Source organism: Bacillus sp. FJAT-44742 (assembly GCF_002797315.1).
In the GTDB taxonomy this organism is placed as follows: Bacteria; Bacillota; Bacilli; order Bacillales; family Marinococcaceae; genus Thalassorhabdus; species Thalassorhabdus alkalitolerans.
In genome coordinates this window covers 1,547,056-1,568,019 of record NZ_KZ454936.1, presented here as the reverse complement: position 1 = coordinate 1,568,019, position 20,964 = coordinate 1,547,056, and the positions used below count along the sequence as shown (strand labels likewise).

At 40.9% G+C, this 20,964-nt stretch carries 21 protein-coding genes; 8 read left to right on the top strand and 13 right to left on the bottom strand.

From position 1 onward, the window contains the following. Window positions 1–44: 44 nt before the first annotated feature. Window positions 45–632: a TetR/AcrR family transcriptional regulator gene (locus tag CEF17_RS07765; RefSeq protein ID WP_100399032.1), complete on the top strand. Its 588-nt coding sequence runs from the start codon at window positions 45–47 to the stop codon at window positions 630–632. Window positions 633–690: 58 nt separating this feature from the next. Continuing rightward, window positions 691–2,175, top strand: a complete 1,485-nt coding sequence (locus CEF17_RS07760; protein WP_100399031.1) for a DHA2 family efflux MFS transporter permease subunit — start codon at window positions 691–693, stop codon at window positions 2,173–2,175. 124 nt (window positions 2,176–2,299) lie between these two features. Here CEF17_RS07760 and CEF17_RS07755 read toward each other — a convergent pair whose 3' ends face one another. After that, the gene (locus tag CEF17_RS07755; RefSeq protein WP_100399030.1) at window positions 2,300–3,235 is read right to left on the bottom strand and encodes a DMT family transporter; all 936 of its coding nucleotides are present in this window, start codon (window positions 3,233–3,235) and stop codon (window positions 2,300–2,302) included. Window positions 3,236–3,778: 543 nt separating this feature from the next. Next, complete coding sequence (locus CEF17_RS07750; protein WP_198508925.1) at window positions 3,779–4,117, bottom strand: avidin-fold protein; 339 nt, start codon at window positions 4,115–4,117, stop codon at window positions 3,779–3,781. 181 nt (window positions 4,118–4,298) lie between these two features. Here CEF17_RS07750 and CEF17_RS07745 point away from each other — a divergent pair, with 181 nt between their 5' ends. Then, a complete protein-coding gene (locus CEF17_RS07745) occupies window positions 4,299–4,574 on the top strand; it encodes a hypothetical protein (RefSeq protein ID WP_100399029.1) in 276 nt (91 codons plus the stop codon). Between the two features lie 20 nt (window positions 4,575–4,594). Further along, window positions 4,595–5,539 (top strand): YARHG domain-containing protein, encoded by a 945-nt coding sequence (locus CEF17_RS07740; protein WP_198508924.1) that lies wholly within the window; start codon window positions 4,595–4,597, stop codon window positions 5,537–5,539. 159 nt (window positions 5,540–5,698) lie between these two features. On the opposite strand, the gene CEF17_RS07735 is transcribed toward CEF17_RS07740, so the two are convergent. From CEF17_RS07735 to CEF17_RS19960, 3 genes are all read right to left on the bottom strand, one after another. Further along, a complete protein-coding gene (locus CEF17_RS07735; protein WP_100399027.1) occupies window positions 5,699–7,033 on the bottom strand; it encodes an amidohydrolase in 1,335 nt (444 codons plus the stop codon). Between the two features lie 131 nt (window positions 7,034–7,164). After that, window positions 7,165–7,920 (bottom strand): CPBP family intramembrane glutamic endopeptidase, encoded by a 756-nt coding sequence (locus CEF17_RS07730; protein WP_198508923.1) that lies wholly within the window; start codon window positions 7,918–7,920, stop codon window positions 7,165–7,167. Between the two features lie 225 nt (window positions 7,921–8,145). Beyond that, window positions 8,146–8,292: a hypothetical protein gene (locus CEF17_RS19960; protein WP_232725452.1), complete on the bottom strand. Its 147-nt coding sequence runs from the start codon at window positions 8,290–8,292 to the stop codon at window positions 8,146–8,148. Between the two features lie 186 nt (window positions 8,293–8,478). On the opposite strand from CEF17_RS19960, the gene CEF17_RS07725 reads away from it, so the two are divergent. Beyond that, the gene (locus tag CEF17_RS07725) at window positions 8,479–8,775 is read left to right on the top strand and encodes a hypothetical protein (protein ID WP_100399025.1); all 297 of its coding nucleotides are present in this window, start codon (window positions 8,479–8,481) and stop codon (window positions 8,773–8,775) included. Between the two features lie 190 nt (window positions 8,776–8,965). Here CEF17_RS07725 and CEF17_RS07720 read toward each other — a convergent pair whose 3' ends face one another. After that, window positions 8,966–11,692 (bottom strand): cation-transporting P-type ATPase, encoded by a 2,727-nt coding sequence (locus CEF17_RS07720; protein WP_100399024.1) that lies wholly within the window; start codon window positions 11,690–11,692, stop codon window positions 8,966–8,968. 248 nt (window positions 11,693–11,940) lie between these two features. Between CEF17_RS07720 and CEF17_RS07715 the strand changes: the two genes are divergently transcribed. Both CEF17_RS07715 and CEF17_RS07710 read left to right on the top strand, forming a co-directional pair. Next, a complete protein-coding gene (locus CEF17_RS07715) occupies window positions 11,941–12,147 on the top strand; it encodes a hypothetical protein (RefSeq protein ID WP_100399023.1) in 207 nt (68 codons plus the stop codon). A gap of 203 nt (window positions 12,148–12,350) precedes the next feature. Continuing rightward, window positions 12,351–12,593: a DUF2584 family protein gene (locus tag CEF17_RS07710; protein WP_100399022.1), complete on the top strand. Its 243-nt coding sequence runs from the start codon at window positions 12,351–12,353 to the stop codon at window positions 12,591–12,593. A gap of 30 nt (window positions 12,594–12,623) precedes the next feature. Here the strand turns inward: CEF17_RS07710 and CEF17_RS07705 are convergent, their stop codons facing one another. The 3 genes from CEF17_RS07705 to CEF17_RS07695 form a co-directional block, all read right to left on the bottom strand. After that, window positions 12,624–12,800, bottom strand: a complete 177-nt coding sequence (locus CEF17_RS07705; protein ID WP_083465356.1) for a CsbD family protein — start codon at window positions 12,798–12,800, stop codon at window positions 12,624–12,626. Window positions 12,801–12,916: 116 nt separating this feature from the next. After that, window positions 12,917–13,780: a 5'-3' exonuclease gene (locus tag CEF17_RS07700; protein ID WP_100399021.1), complete on the bottom strand. Its 864-nt coding sequence runs from the start codon at window positions 13,778–13,780 to the stop codon at window positions 12,917–12,919. A gap of 160 nt (window positions 13,781–13,940) precedes the next feature. Beyond that, complete coding sequence (locus CEF17_RS07695) at window positions 13,941–14,531, bottom strand: molybdopterin-dependent oxidoreductase (RefSeq protein ID WP_100399020.1); 591 nt, start codon at window positions 14,529–14,531, stop codon at window positions 13,941–13,943. A 214-nt stretch (window positions 14,532–14,745) separates the two neighbouring features. Here CEF17_RS07695 and CEF17_RS07690 point away from each other — a divergent pair, with 214 nt between their 5' ends. Continuing rightward, entirely contained in the window at window positions 14,746–15,753 is a 1,008-nt protein-coding gene (locus tag CEF17_RS07690) for an LLM class flavin-dependent oxidoreductase (RefSeq protein WP_100399019.1), read from the top strand. Window positions 15,754–15,803: 50 nt separating this feature from the next. Here CEF17_RS07690 and CEF17_RS07685 read toward each other — a convergent pair whose 3' ends face one another. Genes CEF17_RS07685 through CEF17_RS07670 form a run of 4 tightly spaced genes read right to left on the bottom strand, consistent with a single transcriptional unit; the run spans window position 15,804 to window position 20,960 of the window. Next, entirely contained in the window at window positions 15,804–17,351 is a 1,548-nt protein-coding gene (locus CEF17_RS07685) for a fatty acid--CoA ligase (protein ID WP_100399018.1), read from the bottom strand. 25 nt (window positions 17,352–17,376) lie between these two features. Continuing rightward, a complete protein-coding gene (locus CEF17_RS07680; protein ID WP_100399017.1) occupies window positions 17,377–18,987 on the bottom strand; it encodes a long-chain fatty acid--CoA ligase in 1,611 nt (536 codons plus the stop codon). A 32-nt stretch (window positions 18,988–19,019) separates the two neighbouring features. Further along, window positions 19,020–19,787, bottom strand: a complete 768-nt coding sequence (locus tag CEF17_RS07675; RefSeq protein WP_100399016.1) for a 3-hydroxyacyl-CoA dehydrogenase — start codon at window positions 19,785–19,787, stop codon at window positions 19,020–19,022. A gap of 18 nt (window positions 19,788–19,805) precedes the next feature. Beyond that, window positions 19,806–20,960: a thiolase family protein gene (locus tag CEF17_RS07670; protein WP_100400840.1), complete on the bottom strand. Its 1,155-nt coding sequence runs from the start codon at window positions 20,958–20,960 to the stop codon at window positions 19,806–19,808. Window positions 20,961–20,964: the final 4 nt, after the last annotated feature.

Sequence of the window (20,964 nt, the reverse complement as noted above, 5' to 3'; positions counted from 1 at the left end):
TAGTATCTTAAGTAGACCAATCGTTATAATGGAGGCTCTCATCAATGAGTACAAAAGAAACTCCCAAATGTAGGATTCTAAATACAGCAGCCCGGCTTTTTCGGCAGCAGGGCTACCACGCGACAGGCTTAAATCAAATTATTAAAGAAAGCGGCGCTCCGAAAGGCTCTCTTTATCATTATTTCCCCAATGGTAAAGAAGAACTGGCAGTGGAAGCAGTCCGTATTACTAAAGACAAAGCAAGCGCTGCTGTAAAAGAAACTCTTCACTCTCATCCAGATGCGGCAGTTGCTATTCAAGCATTTTTTATAGGGTTTAAAGAATATATAATGAACCGCAAAGAAAATGAAGAAGAGCCCCTTCCTATTGGATTGCTTGCTCTTGAAACGTCCCAAATGAGCGAGCCTTTACGTGTCATTTGCCAGCAAACGTATGAAGAATGGCAGGAAATCTTTAAAATGAAGTTGATCTCTGCAGGGATGGACCATAAAGATGCGTCAGATAAGAGTTTACTGATCATTATGATGCTCGAAGGAGCCGTTACCCTTTCAGCAGCTAAGGATTCTTCGCTTCCTTTTGAGGTGATTGCTGAGCAAATTCCAAGCTTATTGCATAACGTTGATTCTATATAATAAATCACACTCAGTGTTTAATTATATAGACTGGTCTAACTAGATTGGAGGTAATAACATGGAGGCTGGTTCTTTGACAGCTAAGAAAGAAGTGGGGGCCCCGCAAGACATAAAAAAAGCACCCATCATGCTTTCCTTAATTATTGGCGGATTCTTCGCCATTTTAAATGAAACATTACTAAATGTTGCACTGACAGATTTAATATCGGAATTTGGTGTGACAGCTAACACTATTCAATGGTTAACCACAGGGTTTATGCTTGTGGTAGGCATATTAGTCCCCATTACGGCTTTATTAAGCGGCTGGTTTACAACAAGACAAATATTTTTGGGAGCTATGAGTCTATTTACTATAGGAACTGTAATATGCGGATTTGCCCCCTCCTTTGAGATTCTTCTCGTTGGCAGACTTATTCAGGCAAGTGGGACAGGCCTCCTTCTTCCTGTAATGATGAATACGATTCTATTAATCTTCCCTCCTGAAAAAAGAGGCGGAGCAATGGGGATGGTTGGCCTTGTTATTATGTTTGCCCCGGCGATCGGTCCTACTTTGTCAGGCGTTATTGTTGAGGCGTTTAACTGGCGATGGCTGTTTTTTATCGTTATCCCTTTCGCTTTGTTTTCACTGGCCTTTGCTGCTTTGTTCTTAAAGAATGTTTCTATTCTAACGAGGCCGAAGGTAGATCCACTATCAATTATTCTATCCACCCTTGGGTTTGGAGGGATTGTTTTTGGTTTCAGCAGTGCAGGTGAAGGTCACGCCGGTCTGGCCAGCCCGCAGGTCTACCTATCGATCATCATAGGATTCGTGTCACTTGCTGTATTTGTTATTAGACAGCTGAAATTAAAAGAACCCATGCTTAATGTCCGTGCTTTCAAATCACCTATGTTTTCATTGACAACTGTTTTATTAATCATTGTCATGATGTCCATGTTTTCTACTATGATCATTCTGCCAATGTTTTTACAAAGCGGACTTTTATTAAGTGCATTTGTAGCAGGGTTAGCCCTTCTTCCAGGAGGAGTGTTAAATGGATTAATGTCACCGGTCGCTGGACGGTTGTTCGACAAATACGGCCCAAGAATTCTTTTAATTCCTGGGACAGCTCTCTTGATGATTGTTGTATGGCAATTTACTACCGTAACCACATCGACCAGCCTGACAACTTTTATCATCTTGCATTCTCTCTTAATGATCGCTGTTTCAATGATTATGATGCCTGGGCAAACAAACGGATTGAACCAGCTGCCAAGAGAATATTATCCTCACGGAACAGCAATCTTAAACACTTTGACCCAAGTCGGAGGGGCTGTTGGAATTGCTTTATTTATTAGTATTATGAGTGCCGGGACCCTGAATTATATGGAAAATCCTGTGCAAGGTGGAGGGAGCCTGGAAGCGGAAGCCATGACAGCAGGAGTTCAACTGGCATTTACTGTCGCGCTCTTATTTGCCATTGTTGGGTTTATTCTTTCTTTATTTATTAAAAGAACGAATCCTCCTGAAGAAGAGGTATCGATAAACGAGTTAAGTAATAGCTAGCAAAAAGAGGGTGAACCAAAATGAGAATTTTGGTTTCACCCTCTTTTTATGTACTTTTTTATAATACTTGGCTAATAGATCCTTTTGAATAGGTATATAATTAAACAAGCCTTATAGAATGCACTCACCTTTTATTTTTAAGAAAGACACTTAATAATGCAAAAAAAGTTAGAATTAAAATACCAATAAGGGTAGTGTTAGACCAAGCTATTCGAGGATCTAACAACTGAAATACAAATGTAAATATAGGAACAAAGGCGATTGAGACCATAACAAAAAAAGTATCGCAATGTTTGATGCCAACCTGAAGCATGTATAACGGCAAAAGAACCCCTAAAACACTTACAATAATTATCCATAACAAGTGATTTGACAAGTGAGCACCTAAATCACCTTCTAGAATTGATAAAACTAAGGATGCTACTATAATAAAGTAAAATCTGTGGGCTAGAATGTAAGAAGAACCCCACCCTTTTACACTAAGTTTTTTTGAATAATCAGCAGCTAGTACCGCCCCAAACCCACAAAGTAAAGAAGCAGCTACTCCAAAAATAAATTCTGAAGAAGGTACAAAATTTAACCCTGATCTCCCCGTGAAGGTTGCCCATACAAGCAAAAGACTCCCTGCCAGGGTTCCCCACGCTACAGTTGAATCTAAACGAAGAGTTTTCACTTTAGGTGTTGCTGCCTTGGCCAAAACTAAGGCAAACATTGGCCCCACACCCATTTCTATAGCACTAACAATTGCTGGTTCTACATACTTAAGAGCATAAAAAAAACTCATAAATGCAAGCGCGGTACTTAAGTTCAAATAAATAAAGTTTTTCTTACATTGACTATCTAATTTTTTTACCTTTCCACCCTTCTTTTTGGAAATGACAATAAAAAAAACAGCAGTAATAAGAAAACTAATAAAAGTAAAAGTAAATGGGCTAATGGTTTGAACTTGGTTGGCATAAAAAACTTGGTTTATTGATGTTAGTACCGCTGACCCTATTAAAAATAGAGTGCCTATTAAGTAAGTGTTATGCATGTTTCTCTTACTAGCTATACTATACATATGCGAATCCTTCCAATGACTTTTTTAAAAAATTAGTATCCCGTTAAATGAAAATAAATCAAAAGCAGAGTTGATCTCTGCTTTTGATTTTCTCGTTTCTACTCTTTTGCCTTATATTTTACTAAATATGGAGTGTGCAGTGAGTCAGTAAACCCGATGAAGATAGCTACAATAATTGTAATAAGGACATTTTCAAATGGAGACAAAAACAAACCAAAAATTAAAAGAGGTCCTACTGTTAAAGCTACTACTATTAACCTTGAAAAGAATGTTATCTTAGACTTTTTTCCGCATTCATTACATTAAATTGTACTAAACATCCAATTCCCTATTAAGGTTTTACTCCACTTAAACGAAGCATTACAATGAGCGCATTTTAACACTTTTAACACTTTCTAATTATTTAGTAACGGATAATTCAGAAAAAACATATTATCAAATTCTTCCTTAGCATAACTCCCCGTTAGCTTAAGTACAATTAAGACTCTTTGTTTAACAGGGTCTTTTTCAAATCACATCACTGCTTTGGTGACTCTAACCTTTTCACTCTTCCTCTACTATGGATTCTCCTTCAGATTGATCCTGATCGAGCCATTTCCATTTTTCTTGAAGTCTTAATTTGCCGTTTTCTATTTCCATGGGAGTTGAAACACATTCTCCGCTGCGAAGTTTATTGGATTCATTTATATGGCTATATCTAAATAACAAAGTGCCATCTTCTTTAACAACTCCTATTAATCGTCCTTCTTGGATTTCTCCCCCGCTATACTCCGCTGTAAGTATATTATTTTTCTGATGGTAGCTGAAACGAGTTAGCGAAGAAACCTCTCCATTTTCCGTATTCGAAACAGATACAAACGTTCGTCCATTATAATTTATCAATTCCTTCACTCCTTTTGGTATTGATTAGTAAAAAGTAACATATTTTTGTTCAGGTTTGCATGTAATACAGGGAAAATTTTAATACTCAACAGGTTAGAACTTGTCTTAAAAGATAAGTTTCATATTCAATGAACGGAACAAATAGGTTAAAAGTGGGTTATCTAACGGGAGGGGGGAAGGGATGAAATACTGTAGTCATTGCGGAGATGAGGCAGGAAATAATACTTTTTGCCCTTCTTGCGGGAAAGAAATTTCGAGAGAAAATAAAGAAAAAAGAACGAAAAATGGAAACAGAACAAAATCACTAACGTTTTATGTACTACTTACAGCATTGGTTACAATAGTCGGAGGTCTTATAAGTATGCACTTTATGCTTCAGACAAGTAAAGAAGAAGTTGTCAGGACTTTCCTTAGTGGTTTGCAGGAACAGGAACCGAGTGATGTATTAAATATGTAAAGGCAAAAGATAGAAGAATGATGATTGATGAAGATAGTATCAAGCCCTTATTCTCACTTTTGCAGGAACACCCATCAGCCTATGAAAAAATAGAAAAGGAAATGACACAGCAACTGGCGGAAAATGTAAAGGGTGAGAACTTTCTTTTTTCACTTGAGGAAGAAGACAAAGGTTTGTTCTCCAAGGTCTATATTATTCATCCGAAGTCGTTTTTTATAAAAGCCACAATAGAAGGAGAAAAGACCAGCCTTTTATTGAATGACAAAGAAATCAATGGCCCTGTCTCAACTTCTGCTAAAAAAGAATTTGGCCCTTTTCTGCCAGGATTGTATGTACTAGAAGCAATTAATGAGGAAGAATTTGTTACTGTCCATGACTCACAGCATATTGAGCTTTTTTCTGATGAAGGGGAAAAAACAATTGAACTAGATGTTACCGGAAATTTTATTGAAGTCACTAGTAATCAGAAAAACGTGAAACTATTTGCAAACGGTAAAGATACCGGCGTGGTTATAAATGGCACCTCCAAGTTTGGACCAGTGCCTGGAGATGGATCTCTTGAAATTTACGGTCAAAAAGAAATTTCTGGTCGGATCGTCACTAGTGACCCTATAGTCATTAATAAAGAAACTAGTGCTTCCTTATTCATTGAGGAGATAGAAGAACAACCAACCGAAAAAGAGGTCGTAACTATAGAAAAACCAGTATATCTTTCGAGCAATGACTTTATTTTTCCTGACAGCCATTTCCGGCTAATATCATCTTCAGAATTACGTGGGTTAACAAAAGATCAATTACGAATCGCCCGTAATGAAATCTATGCACGAAACGGGTATGTTTTCAATTCAAATGACTTAAGGCAGTACTTTTCTTCAAAAAGCTGGTATGTACCAAACCGATTTTACGACGGAAGTTTAAACTCTACAGAGAAGCAAAATGTTCATTTAATTAAATCATTGGAATAGTTTACAGGTAAAAAATTAGATTAGGTGATAAAAAAAGCTTAAAGCTTTCTCGTAATACCTACTAAAACGGCAACTTTCGCACGAGATCGTCTGGCGAAAGCTGCCGTATTTCTCTCACCCAGTTTTTAATGAAGTATCTGCACTATTTTGCCACTCTTTTTAGGCACCCGATTCTCCCTGCTCTTCCAATATTTGAAGAGTTGTATAAATCAAAGCGGATAAACCAGTCAGCAGTACATCTTCATCATAGTCAAAGGAAGGATGATGATGACCTGCTGCAAGGGGTGTTCCATATATCATGTAGGTTGCTTTTCCTCCTGATTCCTGAACTCTTTTTATCATATGAGTAGCATCCTCAGAGGCACCAGCTGAGATTTGTTTCATTGGTTTCTCTAACCATTTCGATTGGTCTGCAGCCTTTTCAATAAAAGAAATAAAGTCGTTATCACATTCAGCAGAGATTCCTTCTCCAACAATGGAAATGGCTGAATCTACCCCGTAAAGGGAGGCGGAAGCTTTTACAATACGCTCTGCTTCCTCGTACATATAGCTGTTTAACACGTTGGTTTCCCCTCTTGTTTCCCCAGTTAACACAGCCCTGTCGGGTATAATGTTTCTTCCAGTGCCAGCATGTAAAGTTCCTACGTTTAAACGAGTTGTTCCCTCGGAATGACGAGAGATGGCATGTAGGTGCTGGGCACAGGCAGCAGCGGCCAGAAGGGCATTTCTTCCTTCCTCTGGTTTTGCCCCGGCATGAGAAGCAGTTCCAGAAAACGAAACGTCAAACTTCGTAGTCGCCAGAAAATCAGTTGTTGTAGATGCAAGCTGGCCGATCGTAAGGTCTTTTATCCCAATATGTCCGGAGATAAACCAATCCACATGATCGAGCCATCCTTTTTCAACCATTGCTTTCGCTCCGCGGCTTCCTTCCTCCGCGGGCTGAAACAATAATGTAAAACTGCCTCTTAATATATCCAAATGTGTTGATAAGAAATGGGCATAGGCTAGTCCGATAGACGTGTGGCCATCGTGGGCACAGGCATGCATTTTTCCCCTTTCCTTTGAACTAAACCCCTTTTCATATGGAACATGAGAAGCCTGCTCAGCTTCAAAGACGGGGAGAGCATCAATATCAAAACGAAAAGCAAAATGAGGACCAGGTTTTCCACTTTCAATTTTTGCTACAACCCCAGTATGGCCCCCTTTTACCTTCTCAAGAAACTCATCACTTATTCCGTAAGCGCCAGCCCTTTCATCTGCCGTGATGAGCTCTTCTTCATTGGGAACTCCCATTCTTGCTTCTGAAAGAAGCGCATCCTTTCCGATAAATAAACGAAAGCCCAGTGGTTCCAGATTCTTTGCAATTTCATATGTTGTTATGTACTCTGTCCACCCTGTTTCCGGATGCTGATGAAACCTTCTTCGCCATTTAATCATGGAAGGATGAATATCATTAATCCATTCGTCTATATTACTTCTTCCTATGCTTTCCATATGTAACCCCCCCTTTACTTATCCTTATATCTATTGAAATTCCAGATTCTGCATAAAATATGGTCGGAATTCAGCGTATGGTCCCAACCTCTTAAAACAGCACCATTGAAAGCTTTAAGTAATGAATAAACTTAACGGATGAACATAGCAGCAATAAATGACACCACCCCTATTGTTACATGAGTCATCATATGGGCAGTTATTGCGGTCTCTAGTCCTTTTTTCCAAAAAAGCCAGCCAAAAACCAAGCCCCCTGCTCCATTTAACAACATCATTCTCAGAAATACAACCGCAGTCATTTCCTGAGCAACCGCCAAAGTAGCTCCGTAATGACCGATAGCAAATACGAAAGAAGAAATAATGATTGCACTCCAATAGATTACAGTAGGTGGTCCTTCTTTTTTTCGGGCGGCTATTTTCCATAAAAGAAACACAAGGAGAGTCATCAGTCCCCAACGCATCATTATTTCTTCAACAATACCACCATATAAGATACCAGAAAGAGTATGTAACAAACCCGGGAATTCAAACGTGGGTTGTAAGGACTGAGGCAGCCAGGGCTTGAACAATAAATCACCTAGCATCAGAATTCCACCAACTGCAGCTCCGCTGCTAATGCCTATTGTCAGCGTTGGTTTAAACGAATGCCAAAAAGGAATAGAGTACACGTCCCTGTTGTATATAAACGAAGTAAGTCCGGACCTTTCTGCAAGGAAATGGCCTATGCATATGGCAATAAGAGTCAGAATCCAAGGGTTAATCAGGCTTAAAAAAGCAACAACTTCAATAGGAATTCCACCCAGATCAATTCCTAATCCTTGAAGCTGTTGTTCTATTAACGTAAGAGTTACAGGGTAGAGGCTTAAGCAGCCTATAGTTCCTAACATTAAAAAAATAAAAAAAGACCTCCACGGTTTTCTTTTTTTCACATAGATGGCCCCCTTTTGTGGTATAGTTTAGTGTCCTTTTTAAACTACGATAGAGTTCTCCGCGATGTTTCAAGTTTCTTCAATTTCTTTCTCTTTCATTCTTATGCAGTAAACACATAAACATTAATTAGAAGAAAAAAACCTTCTCACAACATTGTGTTAATGAGAAGGTGAACCACTTTTTTAAAGAATTCCTAAGGTAAATAAAGCAACGATGACAAGGATTAAAAATATTACACATCCGCACCCTCTAAAAATCCCGCGAACTAATTTTGGAGCGACAGCTGCTATGACGATAATAATTAAAATTAAAACAAGTAATTCCATCATATCACTCTTTTCAAACTTTCTTTTATACTCTTAAAATCTCTCCATTTATTATATCAGTCAAAGAGGAAACCTCAACTTCCTTCTCCCCCTCTCAATAAACCTTCTTTTTACTAGAGGTTAAAAGATATTGTTCAGGAGAGGAAACTTGTTATAATGGGGACAACTCATAGCAAAAAGGAGTCCCTTATGAATCAAAAAAACATGGAAGAAAAAATTATAAGCAATTTTCAACAGGATGAGAATATAATGGTTCTCGTGTTTGCTCAGTGGTGTATTAATAATGATCTTGATCCAGCACAGCTTTACAAACAGGCTTATCCTGATCAAGGAGAAAACCCGGCATTACTCAATGGTATTTCATTAACAGTGCCAAAGGAAGAGGCGGGTGAAATTCCGGATGACACTGTGTTAGGGGTGCTCTCTCTCTTTGGCAACGATGACCTCGCTTTTATCGTAAGTGAAGAAATCAAAAAAAGAAAATAATCGTTGATTGTTCAAAAATCACGAGACGCCTGCGGGAAAAGCCAGCGCTGAAGATCCATCGGGTTGATCTTCCCCGGTTAGCTGAAACCTTGTGCCTTTTAGGTGCGTACTTTTACCAATCAACCAATAGAATACTAAGACCCCAAAAAGAGCTCTCACCTGATGGCGAGGGCTCTTCTCTTTAGCCGGTTTAACTTGCTTTTTTAAAATTAGCCTTATCTCGAGTGGAATCTGCCTGCTTTCCTCTTCTCATGCTTAGTTTCTTCGTTATAAATTTCTCTCCCTCTACTACAAGAAACACACCAGCACCTATTAAGCAGGGGATCACCCAGAAAGATATACCGATGGGAACAGTTCCGAAAACAGTATTCATAAAGGGAACATATAAAATAGCTATTTGCAGCATGACTAGAATACCAGAAACAAGGAAGGCAGCCTTATTGGCAAAGAAGTCTTTGCTTAAGGCAAAATCCCTCTCACTTCTGCAGTTAAATAAATGGAACAACTGAAGGATTACTATAGTATGCAAAGTTACACTGTTTACAAATTGCTGAGAGTAGCCGTTTTCCATGAGATATGAATTATATACTAATGTGGATCCTCCTATGAGCAAGGCTACAAATATGATACGGAAAATATAATACTGACTGAGAAGCGGAGTATTCAGTTCTCTTGGCGGTCTGCGCATGGCTCCTCTTTCAACCTTTTCGAAAGCCAGGGCTAAAGAAACCGTTACTGCGATAACCATATTTACCCACAAAATCTGCACAGGGGTTAAAGGCATCGTCGTTCCAAATAAGATACTTGCTATAATGAGAAAAGCTTGGGCTCCGTTTGTCGGCAGTATAAAAAGAATGGTCTTTTTTAAATTATCATACACTCTTCTTCCTTCTTCGACTGCATCAATAATAGTCTTGAAATTATCATCCACCAGCACCATTTCCGAAGCATCCTTTGCTACTTCCGTTCCTTTGATCCCCATTGCCACTCCAATATCTGCACTTTTTAAAGCCGGAGCGTCATTGACTCCATCACCCGTCATTGCACAAATCTGTCCTTTTTCCTGAAGAGCTTTAACAAGTCGCAACTTGTTTTCTGGACTCGTACGGGCAAAAATATCATACGTCAAGACAGCGTCAGCAAGCTCTTCATCAGGTAAACTGTCTATCTCCTTTCCTTCAAGGGCATGCTCTCCATCACCAAGGCCCATTTGCATGCCAATCGCCATGGCAGTATCTTTATGGTCGCCTGTGATCATTTTAACTGTTATGCCTGCTTTCTTACATTCTGTTATGGCCTCGATGGCCTCTTCTCTTGGCGGATCTATAATACCGGCAAGACCCAGCATAACGATGCCTTCTTCTATATCTTCATGAGTGATGACTTTAGTATCTTTCGGGACTCTTTTTACAGCAGCACCGATGACTCGCTGTCCAAGCTTTGCTCTTTCTTTCACTTTGTTCTCCCAAAATAAGCGGTTAAATGTACTGCTTTTCTTTTCAGCCATACCAAAAAGACGGTCGGGAGCCCCTTTGATGAAAATAAATTTCTCTCCTTGATCCTCCGCCAGAACAGCCATGTATTTGTACTCTGAATCAAATGGGATTTTTGATAGAACGGGTAGTTTGTATATGGTGTCTTCAGCTTTTTCGGAAACTGTAAGTAAGCATCCTTCAGTAGGATCACCGTTTATCACCCACTGGTCGTATTCGTCTTGAGATAAGCTTGCTTCATTACATGTTGTAACACATGTTAGAAACGAATACAGTTCCCGGGTAGTATGGGGGTGATCAGCCGAACCCCAGGCACATGTTATTTCCCCTTTTGGAGAGTACCCAACTCCGCTTACTTCATAGTCGTTTCGGCTGGTTACAATGCTTGTAACTGTCATTTCGTTTTTAGTCAAAGTCCCTGTTTTATCTGAACAGATCACAGAAACTGCACCTAGTGTCTCTACGGAAGGGAGATTTCTTACAATCGCTTTGCGTCCTGCCATGTTTTGGACACCAATCGATAAGATAATTGAAATGATGGCAGGAAGGCCTTCTGGAATCGCAGCTACAGCCAGGCCGATAATCGCAAGAAGGAGCTCTCCAGCACCGTAGTCTCTAAACAAGAGACCAAACAGGTAGATGAATACTGATAATCCAGCAATGACATAGGCCACCCCTTTGCCAAATCTTGCAGTTTGCTGAAGAAGAGGTGTCTGGGTCGTTTCCACCTCAGTGAGAGATTTATTGATTTTCCCTAATTCAGTATCTTTACCTGTTGCTGTCACAATTCCTGTTCCCGTTCCTGAAGCAACAGATGTACCGGAAAAGGCCATGTTTGCCCTGTCTCCGAGAACGGTATCCTCGGCCAGTGTTTCAGGAGACTTTTCTACAGCTGTTGACTCCCCTGTTAGAGGAGATTCTTCAATGTTTAAATTCTCACAGGAGACTAATCGAAGGTCTGCTGGAATCTTGTCGCCGGTTTGGAGTTTTACCATATCTCCAGGAATTAGATCCTTTGAATCTATTTCCAAAGTCTTTCTTTCTCTAATTACGTTTGCCTTTAGTGAGAGCATGTTTCGAATTCCTTGAAGGGCTTTTTCGGCTCTACTCTCCTGAAAGTAGCCGATACAGGCGTTAATAACTGCCACCATAACAATTACAGCTGTATCAATGTAATGACCAAGAACAAGCGTTACGACTGCAGCAGCTAATAAAATATAAATTAATATGTCATTAAATTGTTTGGCAACCTTTTTAAACAAAGACTCCTGTTCCCCAGCTGGAAGTTCATTGCTCCCATACCTCTCTTTTCTGACTTCAACTTCTGCTTTGGAAAGACCTTCAGTAATGTCTGTCTCAAGCTCCTGAAGTACCCGGTTTATATGTTTAGCATGCCATCTTTGAGTTCTGTTTTGCTCCTCCATATTCCCACCCCTTTTCGTTACATTGTCTGTGTCTGGATATGGGTCCTCACTGCTTATTGTATAGCAGTGAAAAATTATTCTCTGTGACGTCCATCACTCTGAATGCAAATCAAATGAAAATCTAAGGAGGAAATAATGGAAGAGTCTTATTAAAATTTTTACCTTACTAAGGTTACTTCACGAGAGTCCAGAATAGGGGTGAAGAATACTGGGTATATAAATGAAAGGATTAAAGAGGAGGTGATTAAATGAAACAAATGACCATTCAAATAAACAAAAGGTCAAGTGAAGAAACCATAGAAAAGTTCCAAAAAGAAATGCTGGCGCTGGAAGGTGTGGATAGAACCCTGGTTGAAGTTGAAGAGGGAGAGATTAGAATCGAATATGACGAAGGAAAAGCTGATCCAGCTGAACTCCTAAGACGGATCCAACAATATGACCATGACGTTTTATAAAAGGGATATAACATATAACAAAGAAAGCAGCTAACTATTAAAATATATAAAGCTGCTTTCTCTGTGTTCAGATACAAGGGGCACTACTGGCCCTTAATATAAATTTTACTAATTTCCATTAAATACTACAATGCAAGAAGGAATTTTACAAACCCAGGAAGTATTACATAAGTAAGACTGACATTGATAGAGGAGGAACATACATGCATACTCAGTTTTATATCCCTCAAGTTCTTATAACAAACCATAAAGAAGTACGGGGTCAGGGAGATTCTTATAAAGTAATTGAGGAAGGCTACGGCATTTATCCAATGGATGAAGAGATTCAAGTGAAAAAATCAGAGGATGGCAGGCCTTATGCTATTGGGAAAATTAATAAGCTAGAATGGGAGAATAACCAAACCATTCTAACCTTTTCGTTAGTTAAGCTGCTTGGCGTCAACTAAAAAGAAGCGAGTGGCCACTCGCTTCTTTTCTTATCTGTTATCTTTTGCTTTCCCTACGTTTTCCTGGAATTCGCCTTTGACTTTGTCTTTTTTTCCGTCTCTTTGCATATCTTTATCGTCGGTGGCATTTCCCACCTGGTCTTTAATTTCGCCCTTCGCTTTGCTTACCCCGCTCTTGAACTTATCTGAAGCACTATTATTAGCCATAATATAAATACCTCCTTTTTCTCTTCCATTACCTCTTTGAGCTTGTTTGAAACCTTAATTCTGCCTTCTTTTTTTCAAAAAAAAGAGCCCTATTCAGGACCCTGGGAAGAGAAACGTTAGATTTTTAATAAAGGTATTTTCAAACCTAATTCTCCCAGTACTTGGGAAGCTTTTTCATTAGGAGGATTCCAGACAGATGTGTCAATCGGAGCCTCTATCGGCACATCAGTACGTATTTCGGCCAGCTCTCTTGATAAATATAACATTTGTCTGTCACTTTCTATCTTTCTTTTTATGCCTGGGGGAAGCTCATCTAATTTATCTATTAGTTGATCAATAGATTCATATTCTTTCAAAAGCTTTAAGGCTGTTTTTTCCCCTATTCCTTTTACACCCGGATAGTTGTCACTTGAATCCCCCATCAAACCTTTCATTTCAACAATCTGTCCTGGAGTACAACCTTTCACTTCTTCTAGAGTATCTAAATCAAATAGCTGGTAATTTCCTCTGCCTTTTTTCATAATAACTACGTGGATATTTTCATCTACAAGCTGAAGCATATCTTGATCCCCGGTAAGGATTGAAACTTTGCGCTCAGGTGCGAGCTGGCTGGCAAGAGTTCCTATACAATCATCTGCCTCATAGTCCTCCACTCCAATATTAGGAACTTCAAAACCTTCCATAACTTGCTTTGCCATGTCAAATTGGGGCAGCAGTTCTACTGGAGGCTCGGCTCGATTGGCTTTGTATTCAGGAAACAGCCTTGTACGAAACGTCTGGCTTCCCATATCCCAGCAGCAAATAATATGAGTGGGCAGAAAAGTATCCACTGCATGTAAAAAGTATTTTGTAAATCCGTTAACCCCATTTGTTGGCTGCCCTTTATGATTATACATATAATTTCCGTAAACTGAAGTTGCAAAAAAACCTCTAAACAGCAAAGCCATGCCATCTACAAGTAGTACATGATCTTGTTTCATTATTCCACCATCCTTCTTCCTTTCGTATCATAACGCGTTTCAAGAAAAGAAGAAAGTAGTTTATAAAGGATGGAGAATCAAACTTACTACTCCTGGAAAATCTTTATTCTCAGTTCCTGAATTTGCAAATTCTTACCTCATCATCGCTTCATAAATGATCCTATTGATACCTTTCTTCTTTAAAGGGATTGGCCGTCATTGAATACCCAAGCTCTTCCCAAAATCCTTCCTCGTCTTCTTTCATAAATCGAATGCCAGACACCCATTTTGATCCCTTCCATAAATAGAACGTTTCAGGTGGAATAAAACGAAGGGGGTATCCATGCTTTGGACTTATATCCTGCCACTCTCCTCCTTCATCTTTCCAGCGGTATACAAACAGGGCATCATCTCCTAATAGGTCCTTTAATGGCAGGTTAGCTGAATAGCCAAAACGATCGCCATTGTAATACCCATAAATCTTAACAAATTCCACACCTTCATGAGGCGTAACTAATTCAAGAAAATTCCGTAGGGGAATCCCCTCAAAAGCAGTATTAAATTTTGACCAGGTTGTCACACAATGCAAATCGATCGTTGATGTCACGCTGGGCAGCTTCATAACCTCCTGAAATGAAAGAGAAACGTTCTCTTTCACTTCACCGAACAATTCAAAACTCCACTCGTTTTCATTAAAGGTATAGACATCCCCCTGGTGTAATATAGGCCAATTTTTCGTTTCAAACTGCCCTGGAGGCAAAGGTTTCTCCATTTTTACTCCTCCTTTATTTTTTAAAAACAGTGCTTTTTAGTTATTTTTATCGTACCTGTCAATATGAATGAGCGCAAGGCGTGTAAGGAAAGCTAAAAGTGAGATTGAAAACATACAAATCGTTTTACTTTTGATCATCAAATTTTGTTGATAAAATGTCCTCTAGGATGAAGTAATTCTTATCCTTACATTGAACAGAAAGTAGTTGAAATTTATGACAAATATAGGATCTATCCCTTTTTCCGTACTTGATCTTTCTCCCATTATTGAAGGGGAAACAGCGGCAGAGTCGTTTAAAAAAACAGTAGATCTGGCACAGTATGCTGAAAATTGGGGATACCAAAGATATTGGATGGCTGAACATCATAATATGCCCTTTATCGGTAGTTCTGCTACATCTGTACTTATCGGACATGTAGCAGCAGCGACCTCAACCATTCGTGTAGGTTCTGGTGGAATTATGCTTCCAAATCATGCCCCTCTTGTGATTGCTGAACAGTTTGGTACTCTTGAATCCCTGCATCCCGGACGAATTGATCTGGGACTTGGCCGCGCACCGGGTACAGATGGACTAACCGCCCAGGCTTTACGACGTAACCTTCGAAGCAGCGGACATGATTTTCCGGAACAGCTTGAGGAGTTGAGAGCATATTTTGCTGCTTCTCCATCCCAAAAAGCACCAGTTCGCGCGATCCCTGGTCAAGGGCTTGATATTCCGATCTGGCTGCTTGGGTCCAGCGGATTTAGTGCTCAGCTTGCAGGACAACTGGGTCTCCCTTTTTCCTTTGCCAGCCATTTTTCGCCGGCCAATACGATTCCTGCTCTTCGGATGTATCATCAAAGCTTCCAGCCATCAGAGGTTCTCGATGAACCGTATGCGATGGTTGCGCTGAACATTGTTGCTGCGGAGACGGATGCAGAAGCAGAATATTTAGGAACAACGTTGCAGCAGCAATTTTTAAATCTGGTCAGAAATACTGAACAGCCTCTTCAGCCACCTGTTGAAAACATGGATGAGATTTGGACAGAGCAGGAAAAGAATGCATTAGAGCAGCAATTAGGGAGCTCAATTTTTGGCAGTCCTGAGACGGTTAAAGAACAGCTTCAGAGGTTCCTGAATGACACGCAGGCAAATGAGGTTATGGTAAACACCCAAATTTATGACCATAAAGCAAGGCTTCGATCTTATGAAATCTTAGCTGAAATCATGAAGCAAAAATAAAATACATCATAGAATAGAAAAAGGGAGACCATGATGTGGCCTCCTTTTTCTTATTGCTTAACCTGTTCTCTTAATTTGAATTTCTGTAATTTTCCGCTCGCATTTCGAGGTAGCTCATTAACAAACTCGTAGCGGCGAGGGCGTTTATAGTTGGCCAGCCTGTTACTTTCTTTGCAAAATTGATCTAGTTCATCCTCCTGTAAGGATTCTTCTTTTTTCACAATCAGGGCAACAACTCTCTCTCCCCATTTTTCATCGGGCTCCCCAATAACTGCTACATCCAGGACACCTGGATGTTCATATAAAGCATCCTCCACTTCTCTAGAATAGATGTTTTCTCCCCCGCTGATAATCATATCCTTAACTCTGTCACTTACATAAAGGTAGCCGTCTTTATCAAGGTAACCTATATCTCCTGAATGGTACCATCCTTTGTACAAGGCTTCCTCAGTAGCTTCAGGACGGTTATAATACTCCACCATCATGCTGGGACCTTTGACTATAATTTCTCCTAATTCTCCTGGTTCGAGAATGTCATCTGGCTCAGACGGTCCGTTTTCTCTGGTCCTCACCACTCTTATATCATGGTTGATCAGCGCTTTGCCTGCAGATCCTGCTTTTGAAAGCTGTTCGTATTCAAATAGACAGGTGATTGCAGGTCCCATTTCTGTCATGCCATAGGCTTGGATAAGGTCAGTCTTAAACTGCTCAGCCACTTTTTTGACAAGAGCAGGTGCCATGGGAGCTCCTCCGTATAAGCCTTGCCTTAAGGAAGACAGGGTCCGGTTAACCAAGTTTTCTTGGAGAAGCATGTTCCACATTGTAGGGGCAGCAAACATGGTCGTGATCTCTTCCTCTTCTGTTACGTCCAGTACCTTTTTTGGGTCAAAATGATGAAGAAGGATATTGGTACATCCAAGGTGCAGCCGCGGGAAAAAAGCACAGTGCAATTCAGCGCAATGAAACAACGGAGCAACGGTCAAGCCTTTATCCTCTGGTGTAAGACGCAAGGATGCAAGCATTACCAGACTTTGATCCATCATGTCCCGGTGACGGTGTACAACCCCCTTTGGTTGACCCGTCGTTCCGCTTGTATACATCAGTGCATACGTGTCATCTTCTGACAGGAAAACAGAAGGTCGACGATCATTTTCTTGTTCGAGCTTTTTATAGTAGGAGGACGCAAACTCAGGAACTTCTTTTTCAATGGACCAAAATGAAACAGAAGGAAATACCTTGGCAAGCGGCATAACCTGTTCTTCAACTGCCTTTTCAAATAGAAATACTTTAGGAGAGGCATCCTTAATAATAAACTCCACTTCTTTTGTCATCAGGCGAAAGTTAATAGGATTAAAGATAGCTCCTATTTTGGTGCAGGCAAACAATGCAGTGACAAACTCGCTGGTGTTAAACATAAAAACAGACACTCGGTCCCCTTTTTTAACTCCTGCAGATAGAAAAGCGTTTGCAAGACGATTCACATCATGATCCCATTCTCTAAATGTCCAGCGTTTATTTAACCGAACATCATAAAGTCCTTCTTTTTCAGGGTTTTTCAGCACCGCTTGCTCGAACATGTCTCTTAACGTCACAGTCATCAAGGTCCCTCCTCTTTCTCGTTTTTTATGCTTGGTAATGCTCCTGAAGCTCATCCCGGAGAGCTCGTTTTAAAAATTTCCCAACGGAAGTTTTAGGAATTTCCTTTAAAAAGACAATATCTTCAGGAAGCCACCATTTCGCGAATTGAGGTTTTAGAAAATCAAATAATTCTTCTTTAGAGACACTACTATTAGAAGGGTCATGTAACACCACACATGCAAGCGGCCGTTCCTGCCATTCAGGATGAGGTACTGCAATAACAGCAGATTCAAATACTTCTTCGTGAGCCATAAGAGCATTCTCCAAATCTACCGAAGAGATCCATTCCCCTCCACTTTTGATTAAATCCTTTGTTCGGTCTACCAGTTTTATATTGCCTTCTTCATCAAGAGTGGCCACATCCCCTGTATAAAGCCAGCCGTCCTTAAAGGCCTCTTTGCTTCTTTCATCATAGTAATACTCATCAGCAATCCATGGACCTCTAATTCTAAGCTCTCCCATTTCTTCGCCGTTTTTTTCTACCTCTCCATTCACACCGACGACGGATATCTCAAGACCTGGAACCACCAGTCCTTGTTTCGACCGAATCTCCATCTTTTCGTCCGATGTCAGGCTGTCCTGATAGCTTTTAAGAGTGGAAACACTTACAAGCGGGCTCGTTTCAGTCATGCCATAAGCATGTAAGAAAGGAACGTTATATTTACGTTCAAACGCTTCGATCATGGACGGAGGAGCAGCTGAGCCTCCGCATAACACTGCCCGTAAAGAACTAGTATCGTAGTTTCCTGTCTCCATTTCTTTTAAAAGTCCCAGCCAGATGGTAGGAACTCCCGCAGTAATCGTAACCTTTTCGTCCTGAATAAGTTCTGCGAGCAGCTTAGGGGTAAACTGTGGTCCTGGAAGGACTTGGGAGGTACCGTACCAAACAGCTGCAAACGGAAGTCCCCACGCGTTTGCATGAAACATCGGGACCACTGGCAGCATACGGTCCCCCTCGGAAAGAGCAGCTGTATCTGCCAGCCCTAAAGCAAAGCTGTGGAGAACAATGCCCCGGTGACTGTACATCACACCTTTAGGCTTTCCGGTGGTAGCAGAGGTATAGCAAAGCCCGGCGTTGGCGTTTTCATCTATATCTTTTCTGAATTGAAAGGAGGGATCAGCTTCTTCAAGGATCTGTTCATAAGAGTAAGCATTCGGTAATGACGTCTCAGGCAGGACATTATCACTCATCACAATAAAAGCCTGAACACTGCTTAATTCATCTTTCACTTTTTCAATCAAAGGCAGCAGAGTTTCATCAATAAGAAGCACTTTATCTTTGGCATGATCTACAATGTAGATGATATGTTCGGGTGAAAGACGAATGTTAATGGTATGAAGAACTGCACCTAATCCCGGAATCGCAAAGTAGGCCTCCAGGTGGCGGTGATCATTCCAGCCAAACGTAGCTACACGGTCTCCTTTTTCAACCCCAAGCTTTTGAAGAGCATGGGATAATCTCCTTGTGCGCTCTCCTATTTGAGCGTAAGTGAAACGTTGTATACCGGAGCTGGTCCTTGAAACGACTTCCTTTTTCGGAAAATAGGTTTCTGCTCTTTCTATCATATTAGGAATGAGCAAAGGTACATTCATCATAAGAATCCCTCCATTTATTTAATAGACTTTTATTACTTTGGCTGCATCCGAATTGCTCCATCCAGGCGAATCGTTTCTCCGTTCAGCATGGGATTTTCGATAATCTGGTTTGCAAGCATTGCATACTCTAGCGGCTGCCCCAGCCTTTTCGGAAAAGGAGTCATTTTTCCGAGCGCTTCTTTTGCATCATCTGGCAGGGATTCAAACATAGGGGTTTCAAAGAGCCCTGGAGCAATGGTCATAACGCGTATACCATAACGGGCAAGTTCCCGGGCAACAGGAAGAGTCATGCTGGCCACTCCCCCTTTGGAAGCACTGTAAGCAGCCTGACCTATTTGACCTTCAAAGGCAGCGACGGAAGCCGTGTTAATAATTACTCCTCTTTCACCCTGTGAATCTTCTTTGTTTTCTTTCATTCTCTCTGAGACCAGTCGAATCATATTGAACGTTCCAATTAAATTAATCTGTATGACTTTAGAAAACAAGTCAAAGGAATGAGCGCCTTTTCTGGATAGTACTTTTTCAGCAACACCGATGCCGGCACAATTTACAAGAATGTGCAAACTGCCAAATGTCTTTTCTGCCTCATCTAATCCTTCTGTAATTTCTTTTTCTGACGTTACGTCACCCTTGTAAAAAAGAACGCGTTTTCCTAATTCTTCCGCTAAGTGTTTCCCGCGTTCTTCATTATGGTCGATTATGACAGCGTTAGCTCCCTGGGATACCAGTCTTCGTACAGTCGCTTCTCCTAGTCCGGAAGCACCACCGGTAACAAGTACAGTAGCATCATTAATATTCATTCCTTCTCTCCTTCCTCTTTAGCTTTCTATTCTTTCAATAATAGTGGCATTGGCCATTCCAAACCCTTCACAGATGGCCTGGAGGCCATATCGCTTTTCTGTTCTCTCAAGTTCATGGATTAGAGTTGTCATCACCCTGGCACCGCTTGCCCCCAAAGGATGCCCCAGAGCGATCGCCCCACCATTTACGTTAAGTTTGGTTAGATCTGCGTTTAATTCCTTTTGCCAATACAATGGGACAGGAGCAAATGCTTCATTCACTTCGTAAAGGTCCATCTGTTCAAGAGTCAGCCCTGCTTTCTTAAGCACCTTTTGAGTGGCGGCAACAGGACCGGTCAACATCAACGTAGGATCAGAGCCGACAACGCTTCTGGCAGTGATTTTAAAGCGAGGCGTAAGCCCAAGACTTTCCGCCTTGTCTTTTGACATGATAAGAAGGGCAGCAGCTCCATCACTGATTTGGCTGGAATTACCCGGGGTAATCACGCCCCCTTCTTGGAAGGCAGGATTCAAGGAAGCCAACTTTTCTAAAGTCGTTCCTTTTCTTGGACCTTCATCTTCTGTCACAGAGATGATGTCCCCGTCTTCATTTTCTGCGTCTACAGCCATAACTTCACGAGAGAAACGACCTTCTTCCTGGGCAGTGACAGCTCTTTGGTGGCTGGAAAGAGAAAATTCATCCAAGGCTTCTCTTGAAAGGTTCCATTTTCTCGCAATTCGCTCAGCAGACAATCCTTGATTAATGATTTCATACTGTTCAGTTAATTTTTGGCTGTAAGATGCTCCCTGAACATTTGAAAACATGGGAACCCTGGACATACTTTCCACTCCACAGGCAATAACAACATCCATATCTCCGCTCACAACGGCCTGAGCGGCAAAATGAACAGCCTGCTGACTAGAGCCGCATTGCCTGTCGATTGTAACGCCTGGGACTTCTTTAGGAAAACCTGCAATTAAGGCCGCTGCTCTTGCAATATCCGGTGCTTGCTCGCCAACTTGGGAAACACACCCTGCAATCACATCTTCTACTTCCTCTGCTGGGACCCCAGCTCGTGTAACGACCTCATTTAATACTTCTGCTAATAGATCATCCGGACGAACTTTGCTTAATTTACCGTTTCTGCGTCCCATTGGTGTCCGGACTGCTTCAATTATGACTGCTTCTTTCATCATA